28 protein-coding genes are annotated in these 22,844 nt (G+C 36.4%); 10 read left to right on the plus strand and 18 right to left on the minus strand.

Features of this window, described 5'->3' with window-relative positions; translation table 11 throughout:
• The 7 genes from rsfS to BMX63_RS10690 are packed head-to-tail and all read right to left on the minus strand — an operon-like array spanning position 1 to position 4,290.
• Entirely contained in the window at positions 1 to 366 is a 366-nt protein-coding gene (rsfS, locus tag BMX63_RS10660; protein ID WP_093135467.1) for a ribosome silencing factor, read from the minus strand.
• A 17-nt stretch (positions 367 to 383) separates the two neighbouring features.
• A complete protein-coding gene (yqeK, locus tag BMX63_RS10665; protein ID WP_093135237.1) occupies positions 384 to 953 on the minus strand; it encodes a bis(5'-nucleosyl)-tetraphosphatase (symmetrical) YqeK in 570 nt (189 codons plus the stop codon).
• Positions 940 to 1,509 (minus strand): nicotinate-nucleotide adenylyltransferase, encoded by a 570-nt coding sequence (locus BMX63_RS10670; protein ID WP_093135239.1) that lies wholly within the window; start codon positions 1,507 to 1,509, stop codon positions 940 to 942. Before BMX63_RS10670 ends, yqeK begins: the two co-directional genes overlap by 14 nt.
• Before the next feature lie 15 nt (positions 1,510 to 1,524).
• Positions 1,525 to 1,815: a ribosome assembly RNA-binding protein YhbY gene (gene yhbY, locus BMX63_RS10675; RefSeq protein WP_093135242.1), complete on the minus strand. Its 291-nt coding sequence runs from the start codon at positions 1,813 to 1,815 to the stop codon at positions 1,525 to 1,527.
• Positions 1,809 to 2,657, minus strand: coding sequence for a shikimate dehydrogenase (aroE, locus tag BMX63_RS10680; protein WP_093135246.1), 849 nt, complete (start codon positions 2,655 to 2,657; stop codon positions 1,809 to 1,811). Before aroE ends, yhbY begins: the two co-directional genes overlap by 7 nt.
• 16 nt (positions 2,658 to 2,673) lie before the next feature.
• Complete coding sequence (gene yqeH / locus BMX63_RS10685) at positions 2,674 to 3,771, minus strand: ribosome biogenesis GTPase YqeH (protein ID WP_093135250.1); 1,098 nt, start codon at positions 3,769 to 3,771, stop codon at positions 2,674 to 2,676.
• Between the two features lie 3 nt (positions 3,772 to 3,774).
• Positions 3,775 to 4,290 (minus strand): YqeG family HAD IIIA-type phosphatase, encoded by a 516-nt coding sequence (locus BMX63_RS10690; protein WP_093135253.1) that lies wholly within the window; start codon positions 4,288 to 4,290, stop codon positions 3,775 to 3,777.
• Between the two features lie 429 nt (positions 4,291 to 4,719).
• Here BMX63_RS10690 and sda point away from each other — a divergent pair, with 429 nt between their 5' ends.
• The 9 genes from sda to BMX63_RS18035 all read left to right on the plus strand — a co-directional run bounded on the left by sda (position 4,720) and on the right by BMX63_RS18035 (position 11,408).
• Complete coding sequence (gene sda / locus BMX63_RS10695; protein ID WP_093135469.1) at positions 4,720 to 4,860, plus strand: sporulation histidine kinase inhibitor Sda; 141 nt, start codon at positions 4,720 to 4,722, stop codon at positions 4,858 to 4,860.
• A 173-nt stretch (positions 4,861 to 5,033) separates the two neighbouring features.
• Positions 5,034 to 7,364, plus strand: a complete 2,331-nt coding sequence (locus BMX63_RS10700) for a Na+/H+ antiporter subunit A (protein ID WP_093135256.1) — start codon at positions 5,034 to 5,036, stop codon at positions 7,362 to 7,364.
• Positions 7,365 to 7,366: 2 nt separating this feature from the next.
• The gene (locus BMX63_RS10705; protein ID WP_093135259.1) at positions 7,367 to 7,705 is read left to right on the plus strand and encodes a Na(+)/H(+) antiporter subunit C; all 339 of its coding nucleotides are present in this window, start codon (positions 7,367 to 7,369) and stop codon (positions 7,703 to 7,705) included.
• Positions 7,698 to 9,185, plus strand: a complete 1,488-nt coding sequence (locus BMX63_RS10710; protein WP_093135262.1) for a Na+/H+ antiporter subunit D — start codon at positions 7,698 to 7,700, stop codon at positions 9,183 to 9,185. The genes BMX63_RS10705 and BMX63_RS10710 overlap by 8 nt, the downstream gene beginning before the upstream one ends.
• Positions 9,186 to 9,191: 6 nt before the next feature.
• The gene (locus BMX63_RS10715) at positions 9,192 to 9,668 is read left to right on the plus strand and encodes a Na+/H+ antiporter subunit E (protein WP_093135264.1); all 477 of its coding nucleotides are present in this window, start codon (positions 9,192 to 9,194) and stop codon (positions 9,666 to 9,668) included.
• Complete coding sequence (locus tag BMX63_RS10720; RefSeq protein WP_093135267.1) at positions 9,669 to 9,983, plus strand: Na(+)/H(+) antiporter subunit F1; 315 nt, start codon at positions 9,669 to 9,671, stop codon at positions 9,981 to 9,983.
• On the plus strand, positions 9,964 to 10,308 hold the full coding sequence (gene mnhG / locus BMX63_RS10725; RefSeq protein WP_093135269.1) for a monovalent cation/H(+) antiporter subunit G: 345 nt from the start codon (positions 9,964 to 9,966) through the stop codon (positions 10,306 to 10,308). The genes BMX63_RS10720 and mnhG overlap by 20 nt, the downstream gene beginning before the upstream one ends.
• 176 nt (positions 10,309 to 10,484) lie before the next feature.
• Entirely contained in the window at positions 10,485 to 11,156 is a 672-nt protein-coding gene (gene sigK, locus BMX63_RS10730; RefSeq protein ID WP_093135472.1) for an RNA polymerase sporulation sigma factor SigK, read from the plus strand.
• A 96-nt stretch (positions 11,157 to 11,252) separates the two neighbouring features.
• The gene (locus tag BMX63_RS18035; protein ID WP_177167266.1) at positions 11,253 to 11,408 is read left to right on the plus strand and encodes a hypothetical protein; all 156 of its coding nucleotides are present in this window, start codon (positions 11,253 to 11,255) and stop codon (positions 11,406 to 11,408) included.
• A gap of 38 nt (positions 11,409 to 11,446) precedes the next feature.
• On the opposite strand, the gene mtnN is transcribed toward BMX63_RS18035, so the two are convergent.
• Entirely contained in the window at positions 11,447 to 12,139 is a 693-nt protein-coding gene (gene mtnN, locus BMX63_RS10735; protein ID WP_093135272.1) for a 5'-methylthioadenosine/S-adenosylhomocysteine nucleosidase, read from the minus strand.
• Positions 12,140 to 12,156: 17 nt separating this feature from the next.
• The gene (locus tag BMX63_RS10740; protein ID WP_093135275.1) at positions 12,157 to 12,882 is read right to left on the minus strand and encodes a YrrS family protein; all 726 of its coding nucleotides are present in this window, start codon (positions 12,880 to 12,882) and stop codon (positions 12,157 to 12,159) included.
• Between the two features lie 209 nt (positions 12,883 to 13,091).
• On the opposite strand from BMX63_RS10740, the gene BMX63_RS10745 reads away from it, so the two are divergent.
• Positions 13,092 to 13,340, plus strand: coding sequence for a KTSC domain-containing protein (locus BMX63_RS10745; protein ID WP_177167267.1), 249 nt, complete (start codon positions 13,092 to 13,094; stop codon positions 13,338 to 13,340).
• An 84-nt stretch (positions 13,341 to 13,424) separates the two neighbouring features.
• Here the strand turns inward: BMX63_RS10745 and BMX63_RS10750 are convergent, their stop codons facing one another.
• From BMX63_RS10750 to alaS, 9 genes are all read right to left on the minus strand, one after another.
• A complete protein-coding gene (locus BMX63_RS10750) occupies positions 13,425 to 15,188 on the minus strand; it encodes a peptidoglycan D,D-transpeptidase FtsI family protein (protein ID WP_093135281.1) in 1,764 nt (587 codons plus the stop codon).
• A 90-nt stretch (positions 15,189 to 15,278) separates the two neighbouring features.
• Complete coding sequence (greA, locus tag BMX63_RS10755) at positions 15,279 to 15,755, minus strand: transcription elongation factor GreA (RefSeq protein ID WP_093135283.1); 477 nt, start codon at positions 15,753 to 15,755, stop codon at positions 15,279 to 15,281.
• 302 nt (positions 15,756 to 16,057) lie between these two features.
• Positions 16,058 to 16,693, minus strand: coding sequence for a uridine kinase (udk, locus tag BMX63_RS10760; protein WP_093135285.1), 636 nt, complete (start codon positions 16,691 to 16,693; stop codon positions 16,058 to 16,060).
• Positions 16,694 to 16,732: 39 nt separating this feature from the next.
• Positions 16,733 to 17,377, minus strand: coding sequence for an O-methyltransferase (locus tag BMX63_RS10765; RefSeq protein WP_093135288.1), 645 nt, complete (start codon positions 17,375 to 17,377; stop codon positions 16,733 to 16,735).
• Between the two features lie 117 nt (positions 17,378 to 17,494).
• Positions 17,495 to 18,607, minus strand: coding sequence for an endolytic transglycosylase MltG (gene mltG / locus BMX63_RS10770; RefSeq protein WP_093135291.1), 1,113 nt, complete (start codon positions 18,605 to 18,607; stop codon positions 17,495 to 17,497).
• A gap of 423 nt (positions 18,608 to 19,030) precedes the next feature.
• Positions 19,031 to 19,318 carry a DUF1292 domain-containing protein gene (locus BMX63_RS10775; protein ID WP_093135294.1) on the minus strand — a complete coding sequence of 96 codons (288 nt, stop codon included), beginning with the start codon at positions 19,316 to 19,318 and terminating at the stop codon, positions 19,031 to 19,033.
• Between the two features lie 14 nt (positions 19,319 to 19,332).
• Entirely contained in the window at positions 19,333 to 19,746 is a 414-nt protein-coding gene (gene ruvX / locus BMX63_RS10780; RefSeq protein WP_093135296.1) for a Holliday junction resolvase RuvX, read from the minus strand.
• A complete protein-coding gene (locus tag BMX63_RS10785; protein ID WP_093135299.1) occupies positions 19,743 to 20,015 on the minus strand; it encodes an IreB family regulatory phosphoprotein in 273 nt (90 codons plus the stop codon). The genes ruvX and BMX63_RS10785 overlap by 4 nt, the downstream gene beginning before the upstream one ends.
• 63 nt (positions 20,016 to 20,078) lie before the next feature.
• Positions 20,079 to 22,715 carry an alanine--tRNA ligase gene (gene alaS, locus BMX63_RS10790; RefSeq protein WP_093135302.1) on the minus strand — a complete coding sequence of 879 codons (2,637 nt, stop codon included), beginning with the start codon at positions 22,713 to 22,715 and terminating at the stop codon, positions 20,079 to 20,081.
• Between the last annotated feature and the right edge of the window lie 129 nt (positions 22,716 to 22,844).

Consider the following 22,844-nt stretch of genomic DNA (forward strand, 5'->3'; position numbering starts at 1 on the left):
TTACTCTTCACTTTTCACAAATAAATTTTCATCAGGGACTTTCGCGGCATCTCCCCACAAACGCTCTAAATTATAGTAAGACCGTTCCTCTTTATGAAAAATATGACAGACAACATCGTCTAAATCAACTAAAATCCAGCGTGATTGATCAAAGCCTTCCATCTTCTTAACATCCACCCCATTCTCTTCTACTTTATCTTTAATTTCCCTCGCTATGGATTGGACTTGTCGCTCATTATTACCGTGACAGATTAGAAAATAGTCAGCAATAAGCGAGACATTTTTCATATCAAGCGCGACAATATCTTTACCCTGTTTATCATCACATGCTGTTGCTGCGATCTGTAAAAGATCTGTACTTTCCATTCCTTCCATTCCTCCAATTACTGACTTAATTTTTGTGTGAAATCATTATAAGCTTGAAATGTATCCGGATAAATGGTGGCACCTTTACTCATCAAAAACTGTATCGTGTTCTGCAGAGACATTAGACAAGCTTTATCTAAATCGTTCCAAGCCATATCCCTTACTTCATTTATTCCAGGAAAGTCCCGGCCAGGTTCAATATAATCAGCTAAAAAGACAATCTTTTCTAATCTACCCATATTAGCTCTTCCTGTAGTATGGTACCGAATAGAATCTAAAATATCCTGTTCTTCAATCCCGTATTTATGTTTTACTAAATACGCTCCGACCGGTCCATGCCACAATTCATGATGATAATGAAGTAAATCTTTAGGCAAATACTCTTCCTGAAGAATAATCCGCTTCATTTCATCTCTTGGCCAATATTTTGCAAGGTCATGAAAAGCAGCTGCTATTTCGGTTTTATATAGATCCACATCATTATACTCCGAAAGCTTAACCGCTGTATCAACGACTCTTTTTGTATGTTCAAAGCGTACTTGTTTTAAATAAGGACGAACCTTTTCCAATGCTTCATTTAAATCCATATAAACCCTTCTCCCTTATATAATCAAATACTTCCTCTTTTATCCAATAATATACCGGTTTTTGGGCTTCCAAACGTTCCCTGATTTCTGATGAAGAAATTTCAACTATTGGAACCTTTACCGTCTCAATTGGATAGGGACTGGTTAAGGGGTAACCTTCACGCTCAACTCCAACGAACTGAACCAATGAAACTAACTCCTCAATTTTATGCCATTTGGGTAAATAGTCTACCATATCCCCACCTATGATAAAATAAAACGTATCATTGGGATAGTCTGTTTTAAGTGCCTTCATTGTATCCAGAGTATAGGAAATGCCTTCTCTTTCTAATTCAATCGTCTCTAAACGAAAATGAGGATTTCCTTTTATGGAAAGTTCCACCATTTCCTTTCGATGAAATGAATCTGTTGTTTTTGTTTCCTTATGAGGTGGAACATAGGTTGGAATAAACCATACTTCATCTAATTCAAGTTGTGCATAAATTTCTTCAGCAATAATTAAATGCCCAATGTGTGGGGGATCAAATGTACCACCCAGTAAACCAATTTTTCTCATCAAAATCTACCTTTTCTATGGTAATTCAATTTGTTTGTTTTCGGTTGATTCTTTATATAGTACAATCGTATGTCCAATTAACTGTACGAGTTCACCGTCAGATTTTTGTGCTAATTCCTCTGCAACCTCATGTTTATCTTCAAAATTATTTTGCAAAATACTCACTTTAATTAATTCACGTTTTTCTAAGGCTTCATTAACCTGAATAATTAAGTTGTCATTTATCCCTGCTTTTCCAATTTGGAATATTGGTTTTAAATGGTGTGCTTCTGAACGCAAATATCTTTTTTGTTTTCCGGTTAACATGTTGAACCACCTTTCAATTTTTGTTCTAATTCATGAAGTATATGATTTGGATCAATGGTTTTACCTGTCCAAAGTTCAAAAGCTAAGGCTGCTTGATGTAAAAGCATCCCATGTCCATAATGAATACGTGCCCCTTTCTTTCTGGCTGTTTGTAAAAGAGACGTTTCGATTGGATTATAAATAATATCACTAACAATCGTATTCTCTTTTATGTTTTGTAAATCGATGGGCATCATTCGATTATTTGGCGTCATTCCCATACTGGTTGTTTGGATAATAAGGTCATATTGTTGTAAATTTTGTTGTGCTTCCTTTAAAGAATAAATACTGGTTTCAACGTGATTCTCTTTACTATCGAGCAATCCTTCTGCCCTTTCTCTCGTTCGATTAGCTATATCAACCACCGGAAAACTCTCCTGGTTCAAAGCATCATAAATGCCTCTGGCAGCACCTCCAGCACCAATAAGCAACACGTTTTTTACAAATGTATCTAGATCGGCATAGCTCTGTTTTAATGATCTTATGTATCCTCTGCCATCTGTATTATACCCTATCCATTTTCCACCTTGATTCACAACCGTGTTTACTGCACCAATTGAACGTGCACGCTCATCTAAATCATCAACATAATGAAGCATGGTTTCCTTATAAGGAATGGTAACATTAAATCCGTCAATATTCATTTTTTTGAATAGGTTAAAGCTCTCTTTTAGCTCATCTTCCTTTATTTCATAAGGCCGGTAAATTCCATTGATACTTGTTTCATTCATAAACTGTTGATGAATCCATGGAGACAGGGTATGTTTTATTGGATTTCCAATGACACCTAGTAAATATCCCAACGCTAAACTCTCCCTTTTAAATTAATGCTTTCCGAATTGATATCCGGACACCTTCTGGAATATAAGCCGTAACGGTTGTATTTCCTTCTGTAACGGTGACCCAGCCTAATCCAGAAAATACAATATCGGATTTTTCTTTTATATGAAAGGTCCGAGGCTTTAAATCAGGTAATTGATTTAATGTCTCTTCATTAGGTGGAGCTAACATTTTCCCTGCATGATCTGTATACAATTGATTGGCTTTCTCCGTTTTCGTGCGATGAATCATAAGATCATTGGAAAAATAGCACACATATGAGCCGTTGTTCCCCTTTTCGATATCCAAACGCGCCAATCCTCCAAAAAACAAGGTCTGCTGCTCATTTAATTGATAAACTCGAGCCTTGATTTCCTTTTGGGGTGTAATGACCTTTAAATCCTCTTCAGAAATGTAATGAGCCATTTGATGTCGATTGATAACACCTGGCGTATCATACATTGAAGTTCGATTATCAAGAGGGATGTCAATAAACCCTAATGTAGTTCCTGGAAAATAGGAGGTAGTAATGGCCTCTTGTTCTCCTGTTGTGTCCTGTATCAAGTAATTAATAAATGTTGATTTTCCCACGTTGGTTGTGCCAACTACATATACATCACGGCCTTTTCTAAGCTGTTCTATTCCTTCTGCTGCTTCATTCATCCCCATTCCCTTTTTAGCCGAGATTAAAAAAACATCCTGTACTTTCAAGCCTAAATCCTTTGCTTCCTTTCGCATCCATTGTTTAACTTTATTAGGATTCGTTGATTTTGGTAACAAGTCGACTTTATTCCCCACTAATACAATTGGATTATTACCGGTAAAGCGTGGAAGGCCAGGAATAAAGCTTCCATTAAAATCAAAAATATCAATAATTTTTACTATTAGAGCGTTGGAACCACCTATTTCATTAAGCATTTTTAAAAAATCATCATCGGTTAACGAAACATCCTTTACCTCATTATAATGCTTTAAGCGAAAACAACGTTTACATGTAATATTTTCCCGTTTCAATGCGGAAGGAGGAGCATAGCCGACCTCATTTGGATCCTCGGTTTGAATCTTAGCTCCGCATCCATGACAAATTATCTCTTCCATCTCTTATTCCTCCCACGTAATTAGACCTTTTTTTCGAAACCAATTTAAAAGTATCCGTTCAATTTTGCGATTGACCTTCGTCATTGCTCCATCAGTTTGTACAACTGGAACAACAAGAATGGTATAAAAATGTGAGGAATTACCACCTAAAACATCAGTTAATATTTGATCACCAACAACAACGATTTGATCTCTGTTTAAATTCATTTCCTTTTGGGCTTTTTTAAACGCCTTCGATAAAGGTTTTCGTGCTTTATACACAAAAGGAACATTTAAGGGTATTGAGAAATGGCGAACTCTTTCTTCATTATTATTAGACATTACTGTCACCTGAATACCGTGATCTTTCATTAACTTAAACCACTCAATAATCTCATCTGTGGCATCTTTCTGGTCCCAGGCTACTAAAGTATTATCTAAATCAGTAATAATTCCTTGTATGCCTTTTTCCTTTAATTTTTCCGGTGTTATTTCAAAAACCGTTTTCACATGTTCATTTGGCAGAAACTTCTTTAGCAAAATTTTCACCTCTAAATTTAATCATCCAAATTCTTCTCTATTAACACTAACATCATATACAATTTATATGTTTTATTCAAAGAAAATTTCGAGTCTAACCTACCCATTTATATGTACAGTATTTTTATAGTTGCCAAAAACCCTTCGACATTTTCTTTAAATTTTCGACTGTGGATAACTTTATTCACACAATCAACAGCTATAAACCAGTCATCATTAACATTTACACACAACTTATGCACAATTAAGTGTGGATAGGTGTGTTATTGTGGAATCTTTTCTTTCATGATAAAGTAAAATTATAATAATTGACAAAGCATAACAAATGGCTCTATGAAGGGATTTGACCCTGATTAATGTTTGTGATTTATCCATGATGTTGTTAGGAGTTTATGTTAGGAGGTGACCTGCCTTTTATTGGCTACCCTTATGGAACATTTATCTGATGAGCTATTAATTGAATCCTATTATAAGGCATGTGAACTAGATTTAAGTGAAGAGTTTATCGCTTTAATTGAAAAAGAAATAAAGAGAAGATCCTTAACACACAAAATTAGACAGACAAGCTAAAGAAGGATACTTCGTTTACATATTCAACCCTTGGCAAAAAGTTATCTTTGTCAGGGGTTTTTATTTGCCTTAAAGCTGTATTTATTTATAAAATAAATGGTATATGAATTATACATTCATGATAAAATGAGAAAGCTATTTGTGTTAAACATTGGTAGGGAGGATTTTGTTTAATGATTTATGCGGTTTTCGCTCCATTAGTCGTAACATTACTGATTCCTTTAATCAGCAAATGGAAGGAAAAAATACATACTGGATGGTTTTTACTTCCTATTCCTTTTCTAATATTTCTTTATTTCATTCAATTTGCTGGTGAAAACTTCACCCCTAAATCTGAAGTTTATCCTTGGATTCCTTCTCTTGACATTTCCATCGATTTTTACCTTGATGGGTTAAGTTTATTATTCGTACTATTAATAAGTGGTATAGGAACTCTTGTTGTTTTATATTCCATCTACTATTTACATAAATCGGAACAATTAAAACAATTTTATATCTATTTATTCTTATTTATGTTCTCCATGTTAGGCGTCGTCCTTTCAGATAATGTTTTCGTGCTTTATACCTTTTGGGAGTTCACATCCCTTTCTTCTTTCCTGCTTATCGGTTTCTGGCATCACCGGGAGGGTTCGAGATATGGAGCTCTAAAATCGATGCTCATTACCGTATTTGGTGGCCTAAGCTTATTGGCAGGCTTCATAATGTTAACTGTTATTTCAGGAACAACAAGTATTCAAAGCATGATCGAACAGACAGATGTCATTGTAGATCACCCATACTTTCCGTTATTGTTTGTGTTTCTTGTTCTTGGAGCCTTTACAAAATCCGCTCAATTTCCTTTCCATATTTGGCTACCGGATGCCATGGAAGCCCCAACGCCCGTTAGTGCATATTTGCACTCCGCTACTATGGTAAAGGCAGGCATATTCTTGATTGCTCGGTTTTCACCTCTTCTAGGTCAAGAGCCGATTTTCTTTGCAGTAATTAGCGTTGTGGGATTAATCACTTTATTTTGGGCCTCATTCATGGCTGTACGTCAGACCGATCTTAAAGGAATTTTAGCCTTTTCCACCGTCAGTCAGCTCGGAATGATTATGGCTATGCTCGGTTTTGGAACGGAAGCTGCTATTTTCGCAGCTGTCTTTCACATCCTAAACCATGCAACTTTTAAAGGCAGTTTATTTATGATTGCTGGAATTGTGGATCATGAAACCGGGACAAGGGATATTCGTAAATTAGGTGGGCTTATGACCTTTATGCCTATGTCAGCCACTCTTGCAGTGTTTGGTGTCTTTTCAATGGCAGGTGCACCATTACCATTCCTGAATGGTTTTTATAGTAAGGAAGAGTTTTTAGGAGCAACAGTGGAATTAAACCAATATACCGGTGGGTTTCTTGGTTTCTTGCAAGAAGCCATTCCATATATAGCAGTGATTGGCAGTATTTTTACCTTTGTATATTCGATGTACTTCTTTTTTGGTACATTTAGAGGTCCGTTTAAAGAAAAGGAATTGGACAAGAAGCCACATGAAGCACCTGTTGGTATGCTAATTTCACCTACTATTCTTGTATTAGGCGTTATTTTAATTGGCTTGTTCCCTAATGCTGTAAATGAACCCTTCTTAGCTCATTCAGCTGAAGCTGTTTTTGGTGGAGATATTCATGCCCATTTGAAATTTTGGCATGGATTTGAAACGCCATTTATTATGTCCTTGATTATTGTAGGGATTGGAACTATATTAGCTGTCACACGTAAAAAATGGGCAGGAGTCTATAACATCTTTCCACGCAAAGGATTTAATGAAGTCTATAATTTTGTCGTAGATTCCATAGAAAATGGATCTAAGAAGATTACAGAAACGTATATGACAGGTTCTTTACGTCACTATGTAGCCTTTATCTTAACTGCGATTTTCCTTATTTGTTTCAGTATCATGATAATTTCGAATGGATTTGCCTTTGATTTTAGTCAAACAGCTGACATTACGATACCGGAGATTCTTGTTGGATTAGTTATGGCTATTGCTGCGATAGCTACAATCTTTACTACAAGTCGCTTAGGAGCCATTATTACCGTTGGGGTTGTTGGCTATGGATTATCCATTTTATTTGTCCTGTATAGAGCACCGGACTTAGCTCTTACTCAATTAATCGTTGAAACTGTATCTGTCGCATTGTTCCTGCTCTGCTTTAAACATTTACCAGAGTTAAGAAAGCTTCCAAGCCATCCGGGAGTAAAATCAACAAATAGTTTGATTGCGATTTGTTTTGGCGGATTAATGACCTTAATTGGAATAAGTGCACACAGTACGAAACTATTTAGTCCTATTTCTGACTATTTTCTTGAGCAGTCTGTACCTCTAGGTGGAGGGCACAATGTTGTTAATGTTATCTTAGTAGACATGCGTGGACTTGATACTTTATTTGAAATCACGGTATTAGGTATTGCTGCCCTTGCCATTTATGGACTCATTAAATTACGGCATAACAAGGGGGCGAAATAAACATGGAAATTTTAATGTCTATCTTAGCTGGTATTCTTTTCGCTACCGCCATATACAATCTGTTACAAAAACAATTACTGCGAATTATTATTGGAACAGTTCTTTTGTCTCACGGTGCCCATTTATTTATCCTCACGATGGGACAACTGAAAACAGGTAAACCACCTATTATTGTGGAAGGGGTTGAACAATATACAGATCCCTTACCACAAGCGCTTATTTTAACATCAATCGTTATAAGCTTTGGTGTGACCAGTCTATTATTAGTTTTAAGTTATCGAGCATCAAAGCTTAATGAATCTGACAATATGGAAGAATTAAGGGGAAGTGAACATGAGTAATCTAGCCGTTTTACCAATAATCATTCCATTACTTGCTGGAATAGTGGCTGTATTTTTTGCTAAAAAGACAATGGCAGTTCGAATCTTTGCCCAGGTGCTGACCCTTTTGAATTTAGCTGTATCAATCGGGATTGCCTTTTACGTCATTCAATATGGAACGGTGACATTGGAGACGGGAGGATGGGCTGCTCCTTACGGTATTATATTAGTAGCAGATCCACTTGCTATCTTCTTAGTCTTAACAACCAATATCATTGCAACAGCCAGTGTATTTTATGCTCCAAATTCTTTAACACATAAACAAGAACAATTTTATTTTTATACCTTTTATTTCTTACTCATAAGTGGAGTATCTGGAGCTTTTTTAACCGGTGATTTATTTAACCTGTTTGTCTTTTTTGAAGTGCTGTTAATGGCTTCCTATGGATTAATTGTATTAGGAGGAGAAAAAATACAGCTAAGAGAATCATTAAAATATGTGTTATTAAATCTATTTTCCTCTATGTTATTTGTAACAGCTATTGCCTTTCTTTATTCTGTAACTGGTACGGTAAATATGGCTCAGTTAGCAGAACGCATACAGGAAGTCGAACAAACCGGTATTTTAACAACAATAGGAATCTTGTTATTTTTTGTGTTTGCAACAAAAGGAGCTATATTCCCCCTTTACTTTTGGATGCCTAAATCCTATATCGTTCCAAATTCAGTCGTTTCCGCTTTATTTGGTGCTTTATTAACCAAAGTGGGGATTTACTCCATCGTTCGAACCTTTACGCTAATCTTTATACATAATCCAGAAGTAACCCACGAGTTATTCCTCTGGTTAGCTGCACTTACTATGATTTTTGGAGTTATAGGTGCGCTTTCTACTAATAATGTTAAACTGATTATTGTTTATAACATAATTCCTGCTGTCGGTTTTATGTTAATGGGAATCGGATTATTTAATCATGACGGACTTGCAGGATCTGTCTATTACTTGTTACAGGATATTATTATTAAAGCTTGTCTATTTCTAATGGTTGGAGCTCTTATATATGTAACGGGAACTTCGAATTTAAAGAAAATGAAAGGACTCATCCATCACTTTCCATTATTGGGCTGGATGTTTTTTATCGGAGGACTTGTTTTAGCAGGTATTCCACCTTTTAGTGGTTTTATCGGTAAATTACTATTATTACAAGGAGCTATTCAGGAAGGAAGATATGTGATTGTTATCATCGGATTGTTAACAAGTCTTCTCATCCTCCTATCAATAATGAGAATCTTTACAAGAGGCTTTTGGGGAGAACGAACAGAACTGGATACCGGGAACATACAGCCCAAAAGAGTAAGAGGGCTTATCATTCCTGCATTTGGTCTGTTGTCTGTATGTGTAGTTTTAGGAATTGGGGCCGAATGGTTTATTCCTCATATAGAAACCATCACCAACCAATTACTAGATCCAGAAATCTATATAGATTCTGTTTTAAAGGAGTAACCGACTATGGCATTACAAATTATTTTTAATTTAATTATTGCCTTCATGTGGATGTTTTTGGAGGAACAGTATCAGTTTACAACCTTTTTATTAGGTTATTTAGTCGGGATTTTACTATTATTCCTCTTACGCCGTTTTATTCCCGATACTTTTTACCTAAGACATGTGTTTAAAATGATTCGATTATTTTTCCTATTCGTCAAGGAACTAATCTTATCAAACTTAACAATATTAAAGCATGTTTATAAACCAAAACTTAATGTAAAACCTGGAATATTTGCCTTACCTACTGAATTAAACAGTCAATGGGAAATTACACTGCTTGCTAATCTTATATCATTAACTCCAGGTACATTATCAATAGCCGTCTCCAATGATTACCAGTACATCTATGTACATGCAATGGATATCCCAGATGTAGAACAGGAAATCAGGTCTATCAAAGATACCTTTGAGAAGGCGATATTGGAGGTGACAAAATAAATGGGTGAGGAAGAAATTGCAGTTTTATCACCTTTTTTGGAGACTGTTACGATTGTATGTATTGTGGGTATATCGATTTCAATCTTTATTTTAATTTACCGAGTACTAAAAGGCCCGACTAATCCTGACAGAGCTGTTGCCTTGGATGCTATTGGTGTAAATTTAATGGCACTTGCAGGACTTTTAGCCATATTATTGGTTACAACTAAGTTCAACGATGTTATTTTGCTAATCGGAATTTTATTATTTATTGGAACGATAGCCATTGCAAAATTCTTAGAAAAGGGTGTTATCATTGACAGAGATCGTGATTAGTATTTTCTTAATAATAGGCACCTTTGTCACTATATCAGGTTCACTTGGTATATTACGATTCCCTGATGTATATACGAGATTACATGCTGCAACGAAGGCGTCAACTCTAGGTGTGGCAGGTATACTTATCGGAGCCTTTTTGTTTATGTACTTTGATGTAGAAATCGTAAGTGGTAAGTTAATCCTGGGAATCATTTTTATTTTACTCACCGCACCTGTATCAGGTCATATGATTGCCAGAGCTGCTCATAATACAGGAGTTAAACTGTGGGATGGAAGTATAAAAGATGATTATAGTGAATCAAAACGATCCTCCAAAAATTAGGAAATATAGACACAGTCTTCCAGGACTGTGTCTTTTTTGTGTGCAGTACGAAAAAGGACAGCTGGACAGACACAAAACAAATCACCTCTTCATAGGCTTTAAAATATAGGCTTTTGCCTAAATGTCTTACGGAGGTGTCTTATTTGTTAAGTATCTTAAAAACACTCGCTATTTTTATGAAAGAAATGTTCTTCTTTGCCTCCTATATTAAGAATAATGCATTTCCTCAACCACTGTCTTCAGAGGAAGAAGCGAAATACTTAAAGCTAATGGAACAAGGTGATGAGCATGCAAGAAATATGCTTATCGAACATAATTTAAGGCTTGTAGCACACATTGTAAAAAAATACGAAAATACCCGTGAAGATCAGGAAGACCTCATTTCCATCGGGACAGTCGGATTAATTAAAGGGATTGAAAGTTATTCGCCTGATAAAGGCACAAAGCTTGCCACATATGCGGCTCGCTGTATTGAAAATGAAATTCTTATGTTTTTGAGATCCTTAAAAAAAACACGCAAGGATGTTTCTTTACACGATCCTATTGGCCAGGATAAAGAAGGAAACGAAATTTCATTGATGGATATTTTAAAAATGGATAATCCTGATATGGTCGATCGGATTCAAACGAACATGGAAATTCAAAAAGTCCATGAGTTTTTAAATTTATTAGATGAACGGGAAAAAGAAGTCATTATGAAACGATACGGTTTAGGTAATTATAAGGAACTTACGCAACGGGAAATTGCGAAAAATTTAGGGATATCAAGAAGCTATGTTTCAAGGATTGAAAAACGTGCATTAATGAAGATTTATCATGCCTTTCACAGAGAAAATCGCAGTATATAATAAAAAATTTGTACGTAATGGGACATTCTCCTATACACCTCAGTAGACGAATGAATATCTTATATAATAACCCCTGAGACTAGAGGTGATAGGCATATGTTCTATGATGGTTTTCCGCCATACGGATACCCATATGGATTTGGTGGTTATTACGCAGGCTATCATGGTGGCGGTTATTGGTTAGCCTTAGCCGTTGTATTACTGATCCTGTTAATCATTTTCGGCGGATATTACTATTATAACTATTACTAAAAGGGTGCCATCGTCTTTAAATGGCACCCTTTTCCTCATTACAATTTTTTTACCATACTCATAATTAATGTTGATGCATTCTTCGCTGCCTTATTTAAAAATTGGTCAAATGAAATGGACGATTCTTTCCCTGCAATATCAGATAAAGCTCGAATGATAACAAAAGGAGTTGCGTACCGATAGCACACTTGAGCTATAGCTGCTGCCTCCATCTCTGAAGCTTCAATATCCGGAAATTTTCGTCGAACAAACGCAACTCGTTCTGGATCAGCCATAAAAGAATCTCCTGTTGCAATAAGACCTCTAACAGACTTGACATCTGCCATTGAAGAAGTTGCATCTACCGCCAGGGAAATAAGCTTTTCATCTGCTTTAAAACAGGCCGGCATTTGAGGTACTTGTCCATATTCATAATCAAATGCGGTTACATCTACATCATGATGCACAATACGATCGGAGATAATTACATCTCCTACCTCCAAAGCCGCTGCAAACCCTCCTGCAGAGCCTGTATTAATAACGTAGTCAGGATGATAGCGTTCCATTAGTACCGTCGTGGACATAGCCGCATTTACCTTACCGATTCCTGATTTCAATAAGACTACATCATGTCCTTCTAAAGTCCCTTTATAAAATAAAGAACCAGCTACCTTTTCTTCCTGTTCTATTGACATATTTGTTTTTAAAAGTTCAATTTCCTCATCCATTGCACCAATAATGCCGATTACCATAATTATTCACCACTTTCCTACTGTCCCTCACTGTTGGCTTCAGCTTCATTACTTTCTTCATCACTAAAATGTTTTTCTTTCATATCATTTTCTTTTAATATTTTTACTTTAGTAGGTTGCCATCCTTCGTTTTTCACCCACTGAAGATAGACACGATACGTTTCGGTTTCCGCTTTATTCGAAATGGTCGTTTCTACTTTCTGTGGACTGCCTCCGTTGGTCACCCACCATGTAATGTAATCATCTGATTCCAGACCAGCGGCGTATGCAGCAGCACTCCACATTTCTTCCCAGTCAACGGTTCCTCTTTCATATGTTGTTTTATGAGGTTCATCCTGTTCTGTTCCAATCGGCTCCCAATTCTTCTCTATAACCTGAAGAACATTTGGATCATCACTTTCACTAACTGTTGCTTCTTCGGCATCCTTTTCTTCGGTATTCTGATTTTCATTATTCTGCTTGGAGTCTTCTGTACCTGAGACCGTTTCTCCAGACTCCTCTTCATTACTGGAGTTATCGTTACCTGATTCTTCTCCATCCATGACTTCACTTTCGGTTTGATTTTCATTTGTCGATTTGTCTGAATCTGCCTTTTCATCGTCATCATTAAAGATAAACGTGAAGGCTAAAAATACACTAAGCAATACAGCTAGTACAATTAACAGGTTCATTAATTTCGTATTTTTCCTTCGTTTACTAAAGCGATCGACTCTTGAATCGTCATCAAAGAATGAATTTGGCACCGTATCTCTCTCCCTTCTCCCCTATTATACAATGGTTTTGATGTGATACCAATAGCTTTTCTCAGGGTTATTACAGTTAATACTCCTCCTCTTATGGACAAATGTCCGTCGATTTTGATTTTATTCTGTCTAAATTCTTCTAGTTTTGACATAAGAGAAGGACTTGCCACATATACATCTAATATTCTATGAGAAAAGGGGGCTTTATTATGAAAAAAACGAGATTTGACCAGAACTTGTGGGGACTTAAACAGTTTAATGAAATTGGCTATGATAAAGTACAGCGTAAATTGTTTATCTTCTACTTTTCTGGTAAAGTGCTTGAGTTTCAACAAGTAAAAGAGGAGGATATATTTGCTTTTATTACCTCCCCTGATAAAGAGGACTTGGTTGAACATTCTTTTAAAAAATGTTTCCCTTTTATACAGCATCAAAGTCTTACTACCCTTTCAAGTTAATGAATTGTATAGAACGGGAAGCCGTTCTTTTAGTAAAAATCCCTTTTCATGAGTAAAAATCCATGAAAAGGGAATTATTGCTCTTTATTCATTTTCATCCTGCTCTTCAGTTTGTAATACTGCTTCCGTCATTTTTTTATAAATGTCCAGAGTCTTTGTTTTTGATCCTTTATGATGTTGTAAATCGACAGCTACCATAGCATACTTTGGATTTTTGTCAGGAAAATAACCCGCAAACCAGGAATTCTCTAATTCATTATCTTCATCACCATCTGAATTCATTTCAGCCGTACCTGTTTTTCCTGATATAGGTAACTCCTTTAACTCATTAGCAGTTCCTGAATCTTGCGTAACAAGCTTCAGCAAGGATTGAAGACGCTTGGCTGTTAGAGGATTGATTTGCTCATTCTCTTCTTCCTTTTGGTTTGTAAAAGTGCCCATTGTTGCATCATTCTGGTATAGAATTTGATCAACTACACGTACCTTTTGCTTCTTTCCATTATTTACGATATTGGCCATCATATTAGCAACAGCTAGGGGGGTCACCTTGACATTTTTTTGGCCAATTGCTGTTTGTAGAATAGCATCTTCCACTTGACGGTCAGATGGGTCACCCCAAATGTTTCCTGTTTCTTCTCCTGGTATTTGTGTGAAATCATCATATCGAAATATATCACCGTTCCAACCAACTGGACCAAGAATACCAAGTTTGTTTGCATATTGACTTATTACATCTTCATCGTTTTCCATTAATTCTAAAGCAAGCTGTCCAAAAGTCCGATTACAGCTTTGGGCAAAGCTCTGTTCAAAATTTAATTCTCCTAAATCCCGCTTATCCTCCTTTTCTCCATATACTCCTTGTGAGCAATTAAAGGTTCTTTGTTCATCAACGAGGCCTTTTTCTATTGCCGCAGCAGCTACCACCGTCTTAAACACCGAGCCGGGAAAATGTGCTGTAATCATTTGGTTCCGTATACGATCTTCATGATAAGGATTTTTTTTATCTACTTTTGGTCGACTTACCATAGCAAGAACGTCCCTTGATTTAACATCCAGAAGAACAAGACCGCCTTTACTGATTTCATATTCATCAAAAAGTTTTTCAGCCTTTTGTTGTAAGGATAAATCCAGTGTTGTTTTGATTTTTGCAGGATAAAAGTGATTGTTATCCCCTGCATACTTTAAGTCAAAACCAAACATTGGGCGTCCATGACCATCAACATGAAACAGAAGCTTTTCTTGTTCATTTGCAATCAAGAATGGATCAAAGGCTTTCTGAAGACCTGAAATTCCTACGGGAGTTGAATCCACCATCGGAAATTCCTCGCCATATCTATCGTTATAAAGAGCAGGATTTTCCCTTACAAACCCCAATAAATGCTGAGCTAAAGCAGGATCTTCATTTTTAAAACGTTCAATTAATTGAACTCCTTTTAACTCCAAATCCTCTAATTGATTAAACTGTTCAGATTGAATGGTTGCATTCATGATATCCGTAATAAAGGCAGGCTGCTCTAAGGTCTTAATTTTACGTTGGAGTTCTTTGCTGGATAAATCTAAAACATTTGCTAATTTTTTGTAGGTATCTTCCGCCTCTAATTTTGGAAATATAATGACGTCCAATACTTTTTTATTGGTTAATCGTTCGCCATTTCGAGATAAAATTTGTCCTCTTCCTGTAGATAAAACCATTTGATGGGAGCGCTGTGCTACACTTCTTTCCAGCAGGTTTACATTTTCAGGTCCAAAACTTCTGGTCGAAAATAGTTGAATGTCTGCCAGGCGAAATACCAGTATACTAAATAGAATAAAGACAATCGTAAGTAAAACATACAATCTTTTTTTCATTGTTGTCACCCAATAAAAGTGTAGCCATACCAAACAGATTTAAAACAAAAAAAGAGCAAAATGCAAAGGCATTATGCTCTTTTACTCTAACTATTCAACTTTAACAATTTTTACATTAATTTCTCCGCCTGGCGTTACTACGGGTACCTCTTCACCCACTTCACGTCCAAGCAGACTTTTAGCCATTGGAGAATCGTTTGAAATCTTTCCTTCAAATGGATCAGATTCTGCACTACCTACAATCGTGTAAGTTTCTTCATCCCCATCAGGAAGCTCCTGAAATGTAACAGATTTACCTAGCTGAACAACATTTTGATTTTCGTTATCGTTCTCTATAATAACAGCATTTCGAATCATTTTTTCGAGCTGAGCAATTCTGGATTCGACAAAAGCTTGTTCATCTTTAGCTGCATCATACTCGGAGTTCTCTGATAAATCACCAAATCCTCGTGCAATCTTAATACGTTCTACAACTTCCTGACGTTTTTCAGTTTTTAATTGATGCAGTTCCTTTTCAATTTTTTCTTTTCCTTCTTCAGTCATATAATAGCTTTTTTCAGTAGCCATACCCCAAACACTCCTTCATCATTAACCATTCAATTTATTAAATTTATCGCGGTGTAATTATCCGTAAAATCCTACCTCAATACATGAAAGTAGAGATGTATGTATAGGGGAAATATAACGGAACACCCCGATTGGTCCTGAATCAGTGGTGAGATGACACCACCCACTGATTGAAGTTTCACTTTATGAATGTATCATATGGGATAATACATTATTCATCCAGTACTGCAATTTCAAGATTACCAAATTATAGTTACTCTTCTATACTATGGCAGATTTTTTCGATTTTTTCAATACCTTTGTCATATAATAGAACGTTTTTCAAGTATACTACGAACTTTGGTTGTCATCAAATCTATAGCAACCAGATTCTGTCCACCTTCAGGAATGATAATATCTGCATAGCGCTTTGTTGGTTCAACAAACTGCAAATGCATCGGTCTTACTACATTCTCATACTGCTCAATAACCGATTCAATCGATCTTCCTCTTTCTTTTATGTCACGCATTAATCTGCGAATAATACGGATATCTGCATCCGTATCTACAAATACTTTAATATCCATTAAATCTCTTAATGCTTTATCCTCAAGGACTAAAATACCTTCAATGATAATAACATCTTTTGGATCAACCGGAATGACCTGGTCCGACCTCGTATGAAGCTTATAATCATATATCGGTTTTTCAATCGGTTCTCCATTGATAAGTTTCGTAAGGTGTTTAATCAATAGGTCATTATCAAATGCAAGAGGATGGTCATAGTTTGTATTTAATCGTTCTTCCAATGGTATATGACTTTGATCTTTATAATAATAATCCTGTTCAATAATTAAAATGGACTTATCGACAAAATGTTGATGAATAGATCTAGTGACGGTTGTTTTGCCGGATCCGGTCCCCCCGGCAACTCCAATCACAACTGGCTTTTCTGACATGCCGCATAAGCTCCTTTCTAGGTCTAACCACAATTTTTGTTACTTATCTTTTTTTACACTAAGTGCTACTCCATCTCCAATAGGAAATATCGATGTGTCAAAATTCGGCTGTTGAATTAACCAATTATTAAAACCTCGAATTTTATTTCCAATCTTCTTCATTCGACTGTTATCATCCGGATTGGAAGCCACATACCCTTTAAAAAGGACATTATCTGTAATAACAAGGCCTCCATTAAGGACAAATTTTTCATATAACGTAAAAAATTTCTGATATTGACCTTTTGCGGCATCAATAAATAATACATCATAGGGTCCCTTGGCTTCAACTTCATCTGATATTTCTAGAGCATCTCCAAATATAACATCTATACGTTCCTTCTTGTTTGCCCTATGTATATTTGTAATGGCCTCCTGATAACGATCTGAATCCCTCTCAACTGTTACGATATGAGATTCAGGTGAAGCTTCTAGCATACGTAACGCCGAATATCCAATTGCTGTTCCGATTTCTAAAATTCGTTTAGGCTGCTTGATGCGAAGAATTTGCTTCACAAATTCTATACTTATTGGCTCCATAATGGGAACCTGATGTTTTTTAGCAAAAGCTTCCATCTCTATGATTAAATCATTTTTATCTGGTAAAGTACTTTGTAAATAATTTGTAACATAATCATCCTTCACACTTATGACCTCCTATAGAGCGGTGCTTACAACTATATTAGTTTATCATAACAAAAGTAGGGTATGCGAATGAAATTCACATTACCCTACTTAGAATTTTCCTTATTAAAAGTCAACTTAATTGATATGTTCAGCCTTTTTTCGATTATGCTCTTCAAGCGTTTTAGAATAGTAAATGTTTCCGTCTACAGATGAAGCAAGGAAATATAAATTATCTGATTCATAAGGATTGACGGCTGCTTTTAATGAATTCTCAGCAAAATTAGAAATGGGACCAACCGGTAAATCCGTATACTTATAGGTGTTATATGGTGAGTCAACTTCTAGATGGTCATAATTCACTTTTTCTTTATGCTCTCCAAGAGCATAGATAACGGTTGGATCAGTTTGTAATGGCATTCCTTTATCTAAACGATTGTAAAAGACACCGGCAATTTTTTGACGGTCATCATAAGTTGTGGCCTCATTCTCTACAAGCGATGCCATAGTTAGCGCTTCATGTGTAGATAGATTATACTGCTCGAATTGATCTTTATATTGGACAGCAACCTCTTCTGTTTTATCCAGCATTTTTTCAACAATTTGCTCAACAGTAGGATCCTTTTTATAGAAATTATATGTGGCTGCAAATAAATAACCTTCAAGTGGAACTTTAATTCCTTCTTGTAAAATGTTATCACTTAATACTGTATACCGATTAATTAACTTCTTAACGTAATCTTGATTATTCACTTTTTCCAGAAATTCCTCTTCTGATATTGATGTTCGCTTTGAATAGATATTGGCGATTTCCTCAACCGTTTTTCCTTCTGGTATGGTGACAGTAATTACAGGCTCTTCCTGTACTGTTCCTGTTTTTAAATGATTTATAATTTCATCCATAGTCATAGATGGAGAGAGTTCATATTCCCCTGCTTTAAAATCCTGTTCATTTTTAAATTTTACATAATAGCGGAATACTGTATCATTTTTAATAATATCTGCCTGTTCCAAAGTACTGGCAATAGTTGAAACGGTTGATCCTAAAGGTATTTCCACCTTCTTTGTTTTATCATTCGATGAATCTACTGGTTCTAATGCAGATTTAACATAGAAATAACCTGAAAATCCGACTGCAGCGATGATAACAATTGCTATTGTTAATACTAATAAAACAATTTTCCGGACCGTTCTGGCCTCTTCATATTGCGCTTTTTTCTTCTTTTTATAATCCTTATTCGAAGTAGACACTTGTCTCCTCCTTTCATCTGGTACATTATACTACAAAATATAGGATGATTTCTATTTTTTTTACTAGAAAAACTCACATTTACTCGTTCCTTAGCGAATATACTCGTATTTTCTATATTACTGATATATTCTCCTTGTATGGGAATAAAAGGTGAAATCTAACCAAAAGTTTACTATATTAACGCCTGAATGATGCCATTTAGCTATGTATTAGCAAACCTTTGCCTCAGGAAATAAAGGAAGCACGTCAGTCGATATTGACTTACGGAGGAGGAGATCATCATTAATCGCTGCCACTGGACCTGGACGTAAATATCCTTGAAATTTTAATTTGTAGAAGCCCCCTTTTATCTTGCCAAGACAACAAAAAAACTGTACAGCCTCTTTTAGAAGACCGTACAGTTTTCATTTGATGTTAGGGTTTTAAGATTCGTCCTCTTCTTCCTCAGTAAAAGTGTTCAACATTTCTTCAATCATATCCCACTCTTCATCCGTTTCAATTTGATATAAGGTTAAATCATCATCTTTCTCATCTTCCTCAAATCGAAAAGCAAACACTTCCTGTTCCTCTGCTTGTGCCTGTTCAACAGGAACAACGACCATGTATGATTTTTCTGTTTGATCTACCTCAAATGTGAAGAGTACTTCAAAAAGATGTTCTTCACCTGATTCATCGGGAATGATTATACGCTCCTTCTCATCCAAAGCCATTCCACTCATCCTCCTTAGCTTTTCGCATCTAAATAACTCTGTAAAATCATAACGGCTGCCATCTTATCAATAACTTTTTTTCGTTTTGACCGACTCATATCCGCTGATAGTAAAATACGCTCGGCTGCCATTGTGGTTAACCGTTCATCCCATAGCTCTACTGGTAATTGAAATTCTTCTTCCATCTTCCCGGCAAATTGCTCACAAGCCTTTCCTCGTTCGCCAATCGTACCATTCATGTTTTTAGGATGACCTACAACTACTTTTTTTATTTGATGCTGATTAATAATTTGTCGCAACTCGTCCACTACCTGATGGAATTTTTCAGTCCAACGAATGGTTTTAATTCCTTGAGCCGTCCAGCCAAGTTCATCACTGACAGCTACACCAATCGTTTTTTCACCTACATCCAAACCTAATATTTTCATGTATCCGCCTCTTTATGCTCATTTAAGTAAAATTTAACTAGTTCTTCAATTAACTCATCACGTTCAATTCTACGGATTAACTTTCTGGCATCCTTATGTCGGGGAATATAAGCTGGATCTCCTGATAATAAATATCCTACAATCTGGTTAATGGGATTGTATCCTTTATCCTGTAAAGCAGAATGTACGGTAAGTAAGATTTCATTAACATCCTGCTCAAAAGGTTCCTCCGAAAAATTAAACTTCATTGTTTTATCATTTGAGTTCATGGCGACCTGACACTCCTTATGGAAAGAATTTCATTTATATTCATTATAAGCTTTTCAGGGCAATCAGGAAACCGTTTGGACATATTCTTTTGCAAAGTTAATGGCCTCGTCTAATTTTTCAGGCTGTTTTCCGCCTGCCTGAGCCATATCCGGACGACCGCCACCACCGCCGCCACAGCGGGATGCGGCTTCTTTAATCAGATTTCCCGCGTGATATCCTTTTTCTACTAAATCTTTTGAAACACCTGCTGCTAGTTGAACTTTTCCATTACTAGCGGCCCCTAGTAAGATAATACCTGATTGTAGTGTTTGCTTCATTTCATCAACCATACTCCGAAGAGCATTCATATCGGAAACGTCTACTTTAGCAGCTAACACAGATACACCATTTATTTCCTCAACAGAATCAGTAATACTTTTAGCTTCTAAATTTGAAAGTTTAGCCTTTAAGGAATCATTTTCCCGCTCTACTTCCTTCATTTCCGTAAACAATGTATCAATTCGTGTCGGGATTTGCTCAATGGTTGTTTTTAATTTTGTACTCGTTTCCTCAAGAAGCTGTTCACGATTTTGGACCCATTCATAAGCCCCTTTACCGGTTAAGGCTTCAATTCGGCGAGTACCTGCTCCAATTCCAGATTCGGCGGTAATTTTGAACATTCCTATTTCCGCTGTATTGCTTACATGACAGCCTCCGCAAAGTTCAATACTATATTCTCCAACAGAAACTACACGAACAGTATCTCCATACTTTTCGCCAAACAGTGCCATTGCACCCATTTCTTTCGCTTCTTTAAAGGATTTTATATCCGTCTCAACTGCAATAGATTCCCAAATTTTTTCATTTACTTTTCGTTCTATCTCTTTTAGTTCTTCCACTTTTACTGCATTAAAATGCGAAAAGTCAAAACGTAAACGATCAGGTGCTACTAAAGACCCTGCCTGATTTACATGATCACCGATTACATCTTTAAGTGCCTGGTGGAGCAAATGAGTCGCTGTATGATTTTTTATTATATGTTTACGCAAGCTTTGATGAACTTCTGCATTTACATAATCACCTTTTTGCAGGCGTCCCTCTTCTATCCATACACGGTGCATATTTTGACCATTTGGAGCTTTTTGGACATCCTCAACCTTCGCTAAAGCATTATTTGTTCTAATCGTCCCTTTATCAGCTACTTGCCCTCCACTTTCAGCATAGAAAGGAGTCTGTTCTAAGAAGAGATAAATTTCATCTCCTGCTTCAGCCGTGTCCACAATTTGATCATTTTTCACCATTTCTACAATACTGGATTGTGATGTAAGTTGACCATAGCCGACAAACTCACTATTAAAAGTAAGCTCACGAAGAATTCCGCTTTGCACCTTCATAGATTCCACTTTTTGTCTGGCTTGACGGGCTCTGGAGCGTTGTTTTTCCATTTCCTCATTAAATTCGTCTTCATCTATAGTAAAGCCTTCATCCTGTACATATTCTTCCGTTAGTTCTTTAGGAAAGCCATACGTATCATATAGTCTAAAGACCTCCACACCAGGGAAGACAGTACTTCCCTTAGTTTTTTCTTTATTAATGACTTCCTTTAAAATGGCTAAACCATCATTTAAGGTCTCATGAAAGCGCTCTTCCTCTGTCTTAATGACGTTTGCAATAAATGACTGCTTTTCTGTAACTTTTGGATAGAAATCAACCATAATTTCTGCTACATCTTCAACGAGCTTGTACATAAACGGCTCTTCAATACCTAAGTATTTGGCATAACGGACAGCACGGCGAAGAAGTCGTCTTAAAACATATCCACGTCCCTCATTTGAAGGTAATGCCCCATCACCCACTGCAAAGGATACCGTTCGGATATGATCGGCAATCACTTTAAATGCAGTGTCGTATTCTTCTTTGGCACCGTATTTAATGCCGGCAATGTCAGAGGTATGTTCAATAATCGGCATGAACAAATCTGTTTCAAAATTTGTTCTTGTGTCTTGAATAACACTTACCATACGCTCTAAGCCCATACCCGTATCAATGTTTTTCTTGGGCAATGGCGTATACGTATGGTCTGGATTATGATTAAATTGGGAGAACACAAGATTCCAGATTTCTAAATAACGTTCATTTTCTCCACCAGGATAGAGCTCAGGATCCTGAGGATTATTACCATACGCTTCTCCACGATCATAAAAAATTTCCGTATTTGGTCCACTTGGTCCTTCTCCAATATCCCAGAAATTCTCTTCTAATCGAATGATACGTTCTTCCGGAATTTTAATGTCCTGTAACCATATTTCGTAAGCTTCATTATCTTCAGGATGTACAGTAACGGATAAACGTTCCGGATCAAAGCCAATCCATTTTGGACTGGTTAAGAATTCCCAGGCAAATTCGATAGCTTCCTTTTTAAAATAATCACCAATTGAAAAATTCCCAAGCATTTCAAAGAATGTATGGTGACGAGCGGTCTTTCCTACATTTTCAATATCATTGGTTCGAATAGATTTTTGTGCATTACAAATCCGTGGATTCTCTGGTACAACCGAGCCATCAAAATATTTCTTAAGCGTAGCCACTCCACTATTTATCCAAAGAAGCGTTGGGTCTTCAACAGGAACTAATGATGCACTAGGTTCTACACTGTGGCCTTTTTCCTTGAAAAAGTCGAGAAACATTTGTCTTACTTCAGCAGATTTTAAATGCTTCATCTTCTGTTTCCTCCTTCATTTCTACTATAGAAATCAGTATGTACAAAAAACTCTCGTCCCTGCAAACATCTGCAGGGACGAGAGTTTATGGTCGCGGTACCACCCTGATTATGGATATTAAAATCCATC

This window comes from Salinibacillus kushneri (genome assembly GCF_900111405.1).
Taxonomy (GTDB): domain Bacteria; phylum Bacillota; class Bacilli; order Bacillales; family Alkalibacillaceae; genus Salinibacillus; species Salinibacillus kushneri.

Bases quoted from the DNA above. Each gene is read 5' to 3' on its own strand.
- BMX63_RS18035 (WP_177167266.1), top strand. From the start codon at position 11,253: ATGTTCTATGATGGTTTTCCGCCATACGGATACCCATATGGATTTGGT.
- udk (WP_093135285.1), bottom strand. From the start codon at position 16,693: ATGTCAGAAAAGCCAGTTGTGATTGGAGTTGCCGGGGGGACCGGATCC.
- BMX63_RS10745 (WP_177167267.1), top strand. From the start codon at position 13,092: ATGAAAAAAACGAGATTTGACCAGAACTTGTGGGGACTTAAACAGTTT.
- yqeK (WP_093135237.1), bottom strand. From the start codon at position 953: ATGGATTTAAATGAAGCATTGGAAAAGGTTCGTCCTTATTTAAAACAA.
- yqeH (WP_093135250.1), bottom strand. From the start codon at position 3,771: ATGGAAGAGATAATTTGTCATGGATGCGGAGCTAAGATTCAAACCGAG.
- ruvX (WP_093135296.1), bottom strand. From the start codon at position 19,746: ATGAAAATATTAGGTTTGGATGTAGGTGAAAAAACGATTGGTGTAGCT.
- rsfS (WP_093135467.1), bottom strand. From the start codon at position 366: ATGGAAAGTACAGATCTTTTACAGATCGCAGCAACAGCATGTGATGAT.
- BMX63_RS10750 (WP_093135281.1), bottom strand. From the start codon at position 15,188: ATGAAAAAAAGATTGTATGTTTTACTTACGATTGTCTTTATTCTATTT.
- mtnN (WP_093135272.1), bottom strand. From the start codon at position 12,139: ATGGTAATCGGCATTATTGGTGCAATGGATGAGGAAATTGAACTTTTA.
- BMX63_RS10670 (WP_093135239.1), bottom strand. From the start codon at position 1,509: ATGAGAAAAATTGGTTTACTGGGTGGTACATTTGATCCCCCACACATT.
- BMX63_RS10700 (WP_093135256.1), top strand. From the start codon at position 5,034: ATGATTTATGCGGTTTTCGCTCCATTAGTCGTAACATTACTGATTCCT.
- sda (WP_093135469.1), top strand. From the start codon at position 4,720: ATGGAACATTTATCTGATGAGCTATTAATTGAATCCTATTATAAGGCA.
- BMX63_RS10775 (WP_093135294.1), bottom strand. From the start codon at position 19,318: ATGGCTTTGGATGAGAAGGAGCGTATAATCATTCCCGATGAATCAGGT.
- BMX63_RS10710 (WP_093135262.1), top strand. From the start codon at position 7,698: ATGAGTAATCTAGCCGTTTTACCAATAATCATTCCATTACTTGCTGGA.
- BMX63_RS10705 (WP_093135259.1), top strand. From the start codon at position 7,367: ATGGAAATTTTAATGTCTATCTTAGCTGGTATTCTTTTCGCTACCGCC.
- greA (WP_093135283.1), bottom strand. From the start codon at position 15,755: ATGGCTACTGAAAAAAGCTATTATATGACTGAAGAAGGAAAAGAAAAA.
- alaS (WP_093135302.1), bottom strand. From the start codon at position 22,715: ATGAAGCATTTAAAATCTGCTGAAGTAAGACAAATGTTTCTCGACTTT.
- BMX63_RS10715 (WP_093135264.1), top strand. From the start codon at position 9,192: ATGGCATTACAAATTATTTTTAATTTAATTATTGCCTTCATGTGGATG.
- BMX63_RS10720 (WP_093135267.1), top strand. From the start codon at position 9,669: ATGGGTGAGGAAGAAATTGCAGTTTTATCACCTTTTTTGGAGACTGTT.
- yhbY (WP_093135242.1), bottom strand. From the start codon at position 1,815: ATGTTAACCGGAAAACAAAAAAGATATTTGCGTTCAGAAGCACACCAT.
- BMX63_RS10785 (WP_093135299.1), bottom strand. From the start codon at position 20,015: ATGAACTCAAATGATAAAACAATGAAGTTTAATTTTTCGGAGGAACCT.
- sigK (WP_093135472.1), top strand. From the start codon at position 10,485: ATGAAAGAAATGTTCTTCTTTGCCTCCTATATTAAGAATAATGCATTT.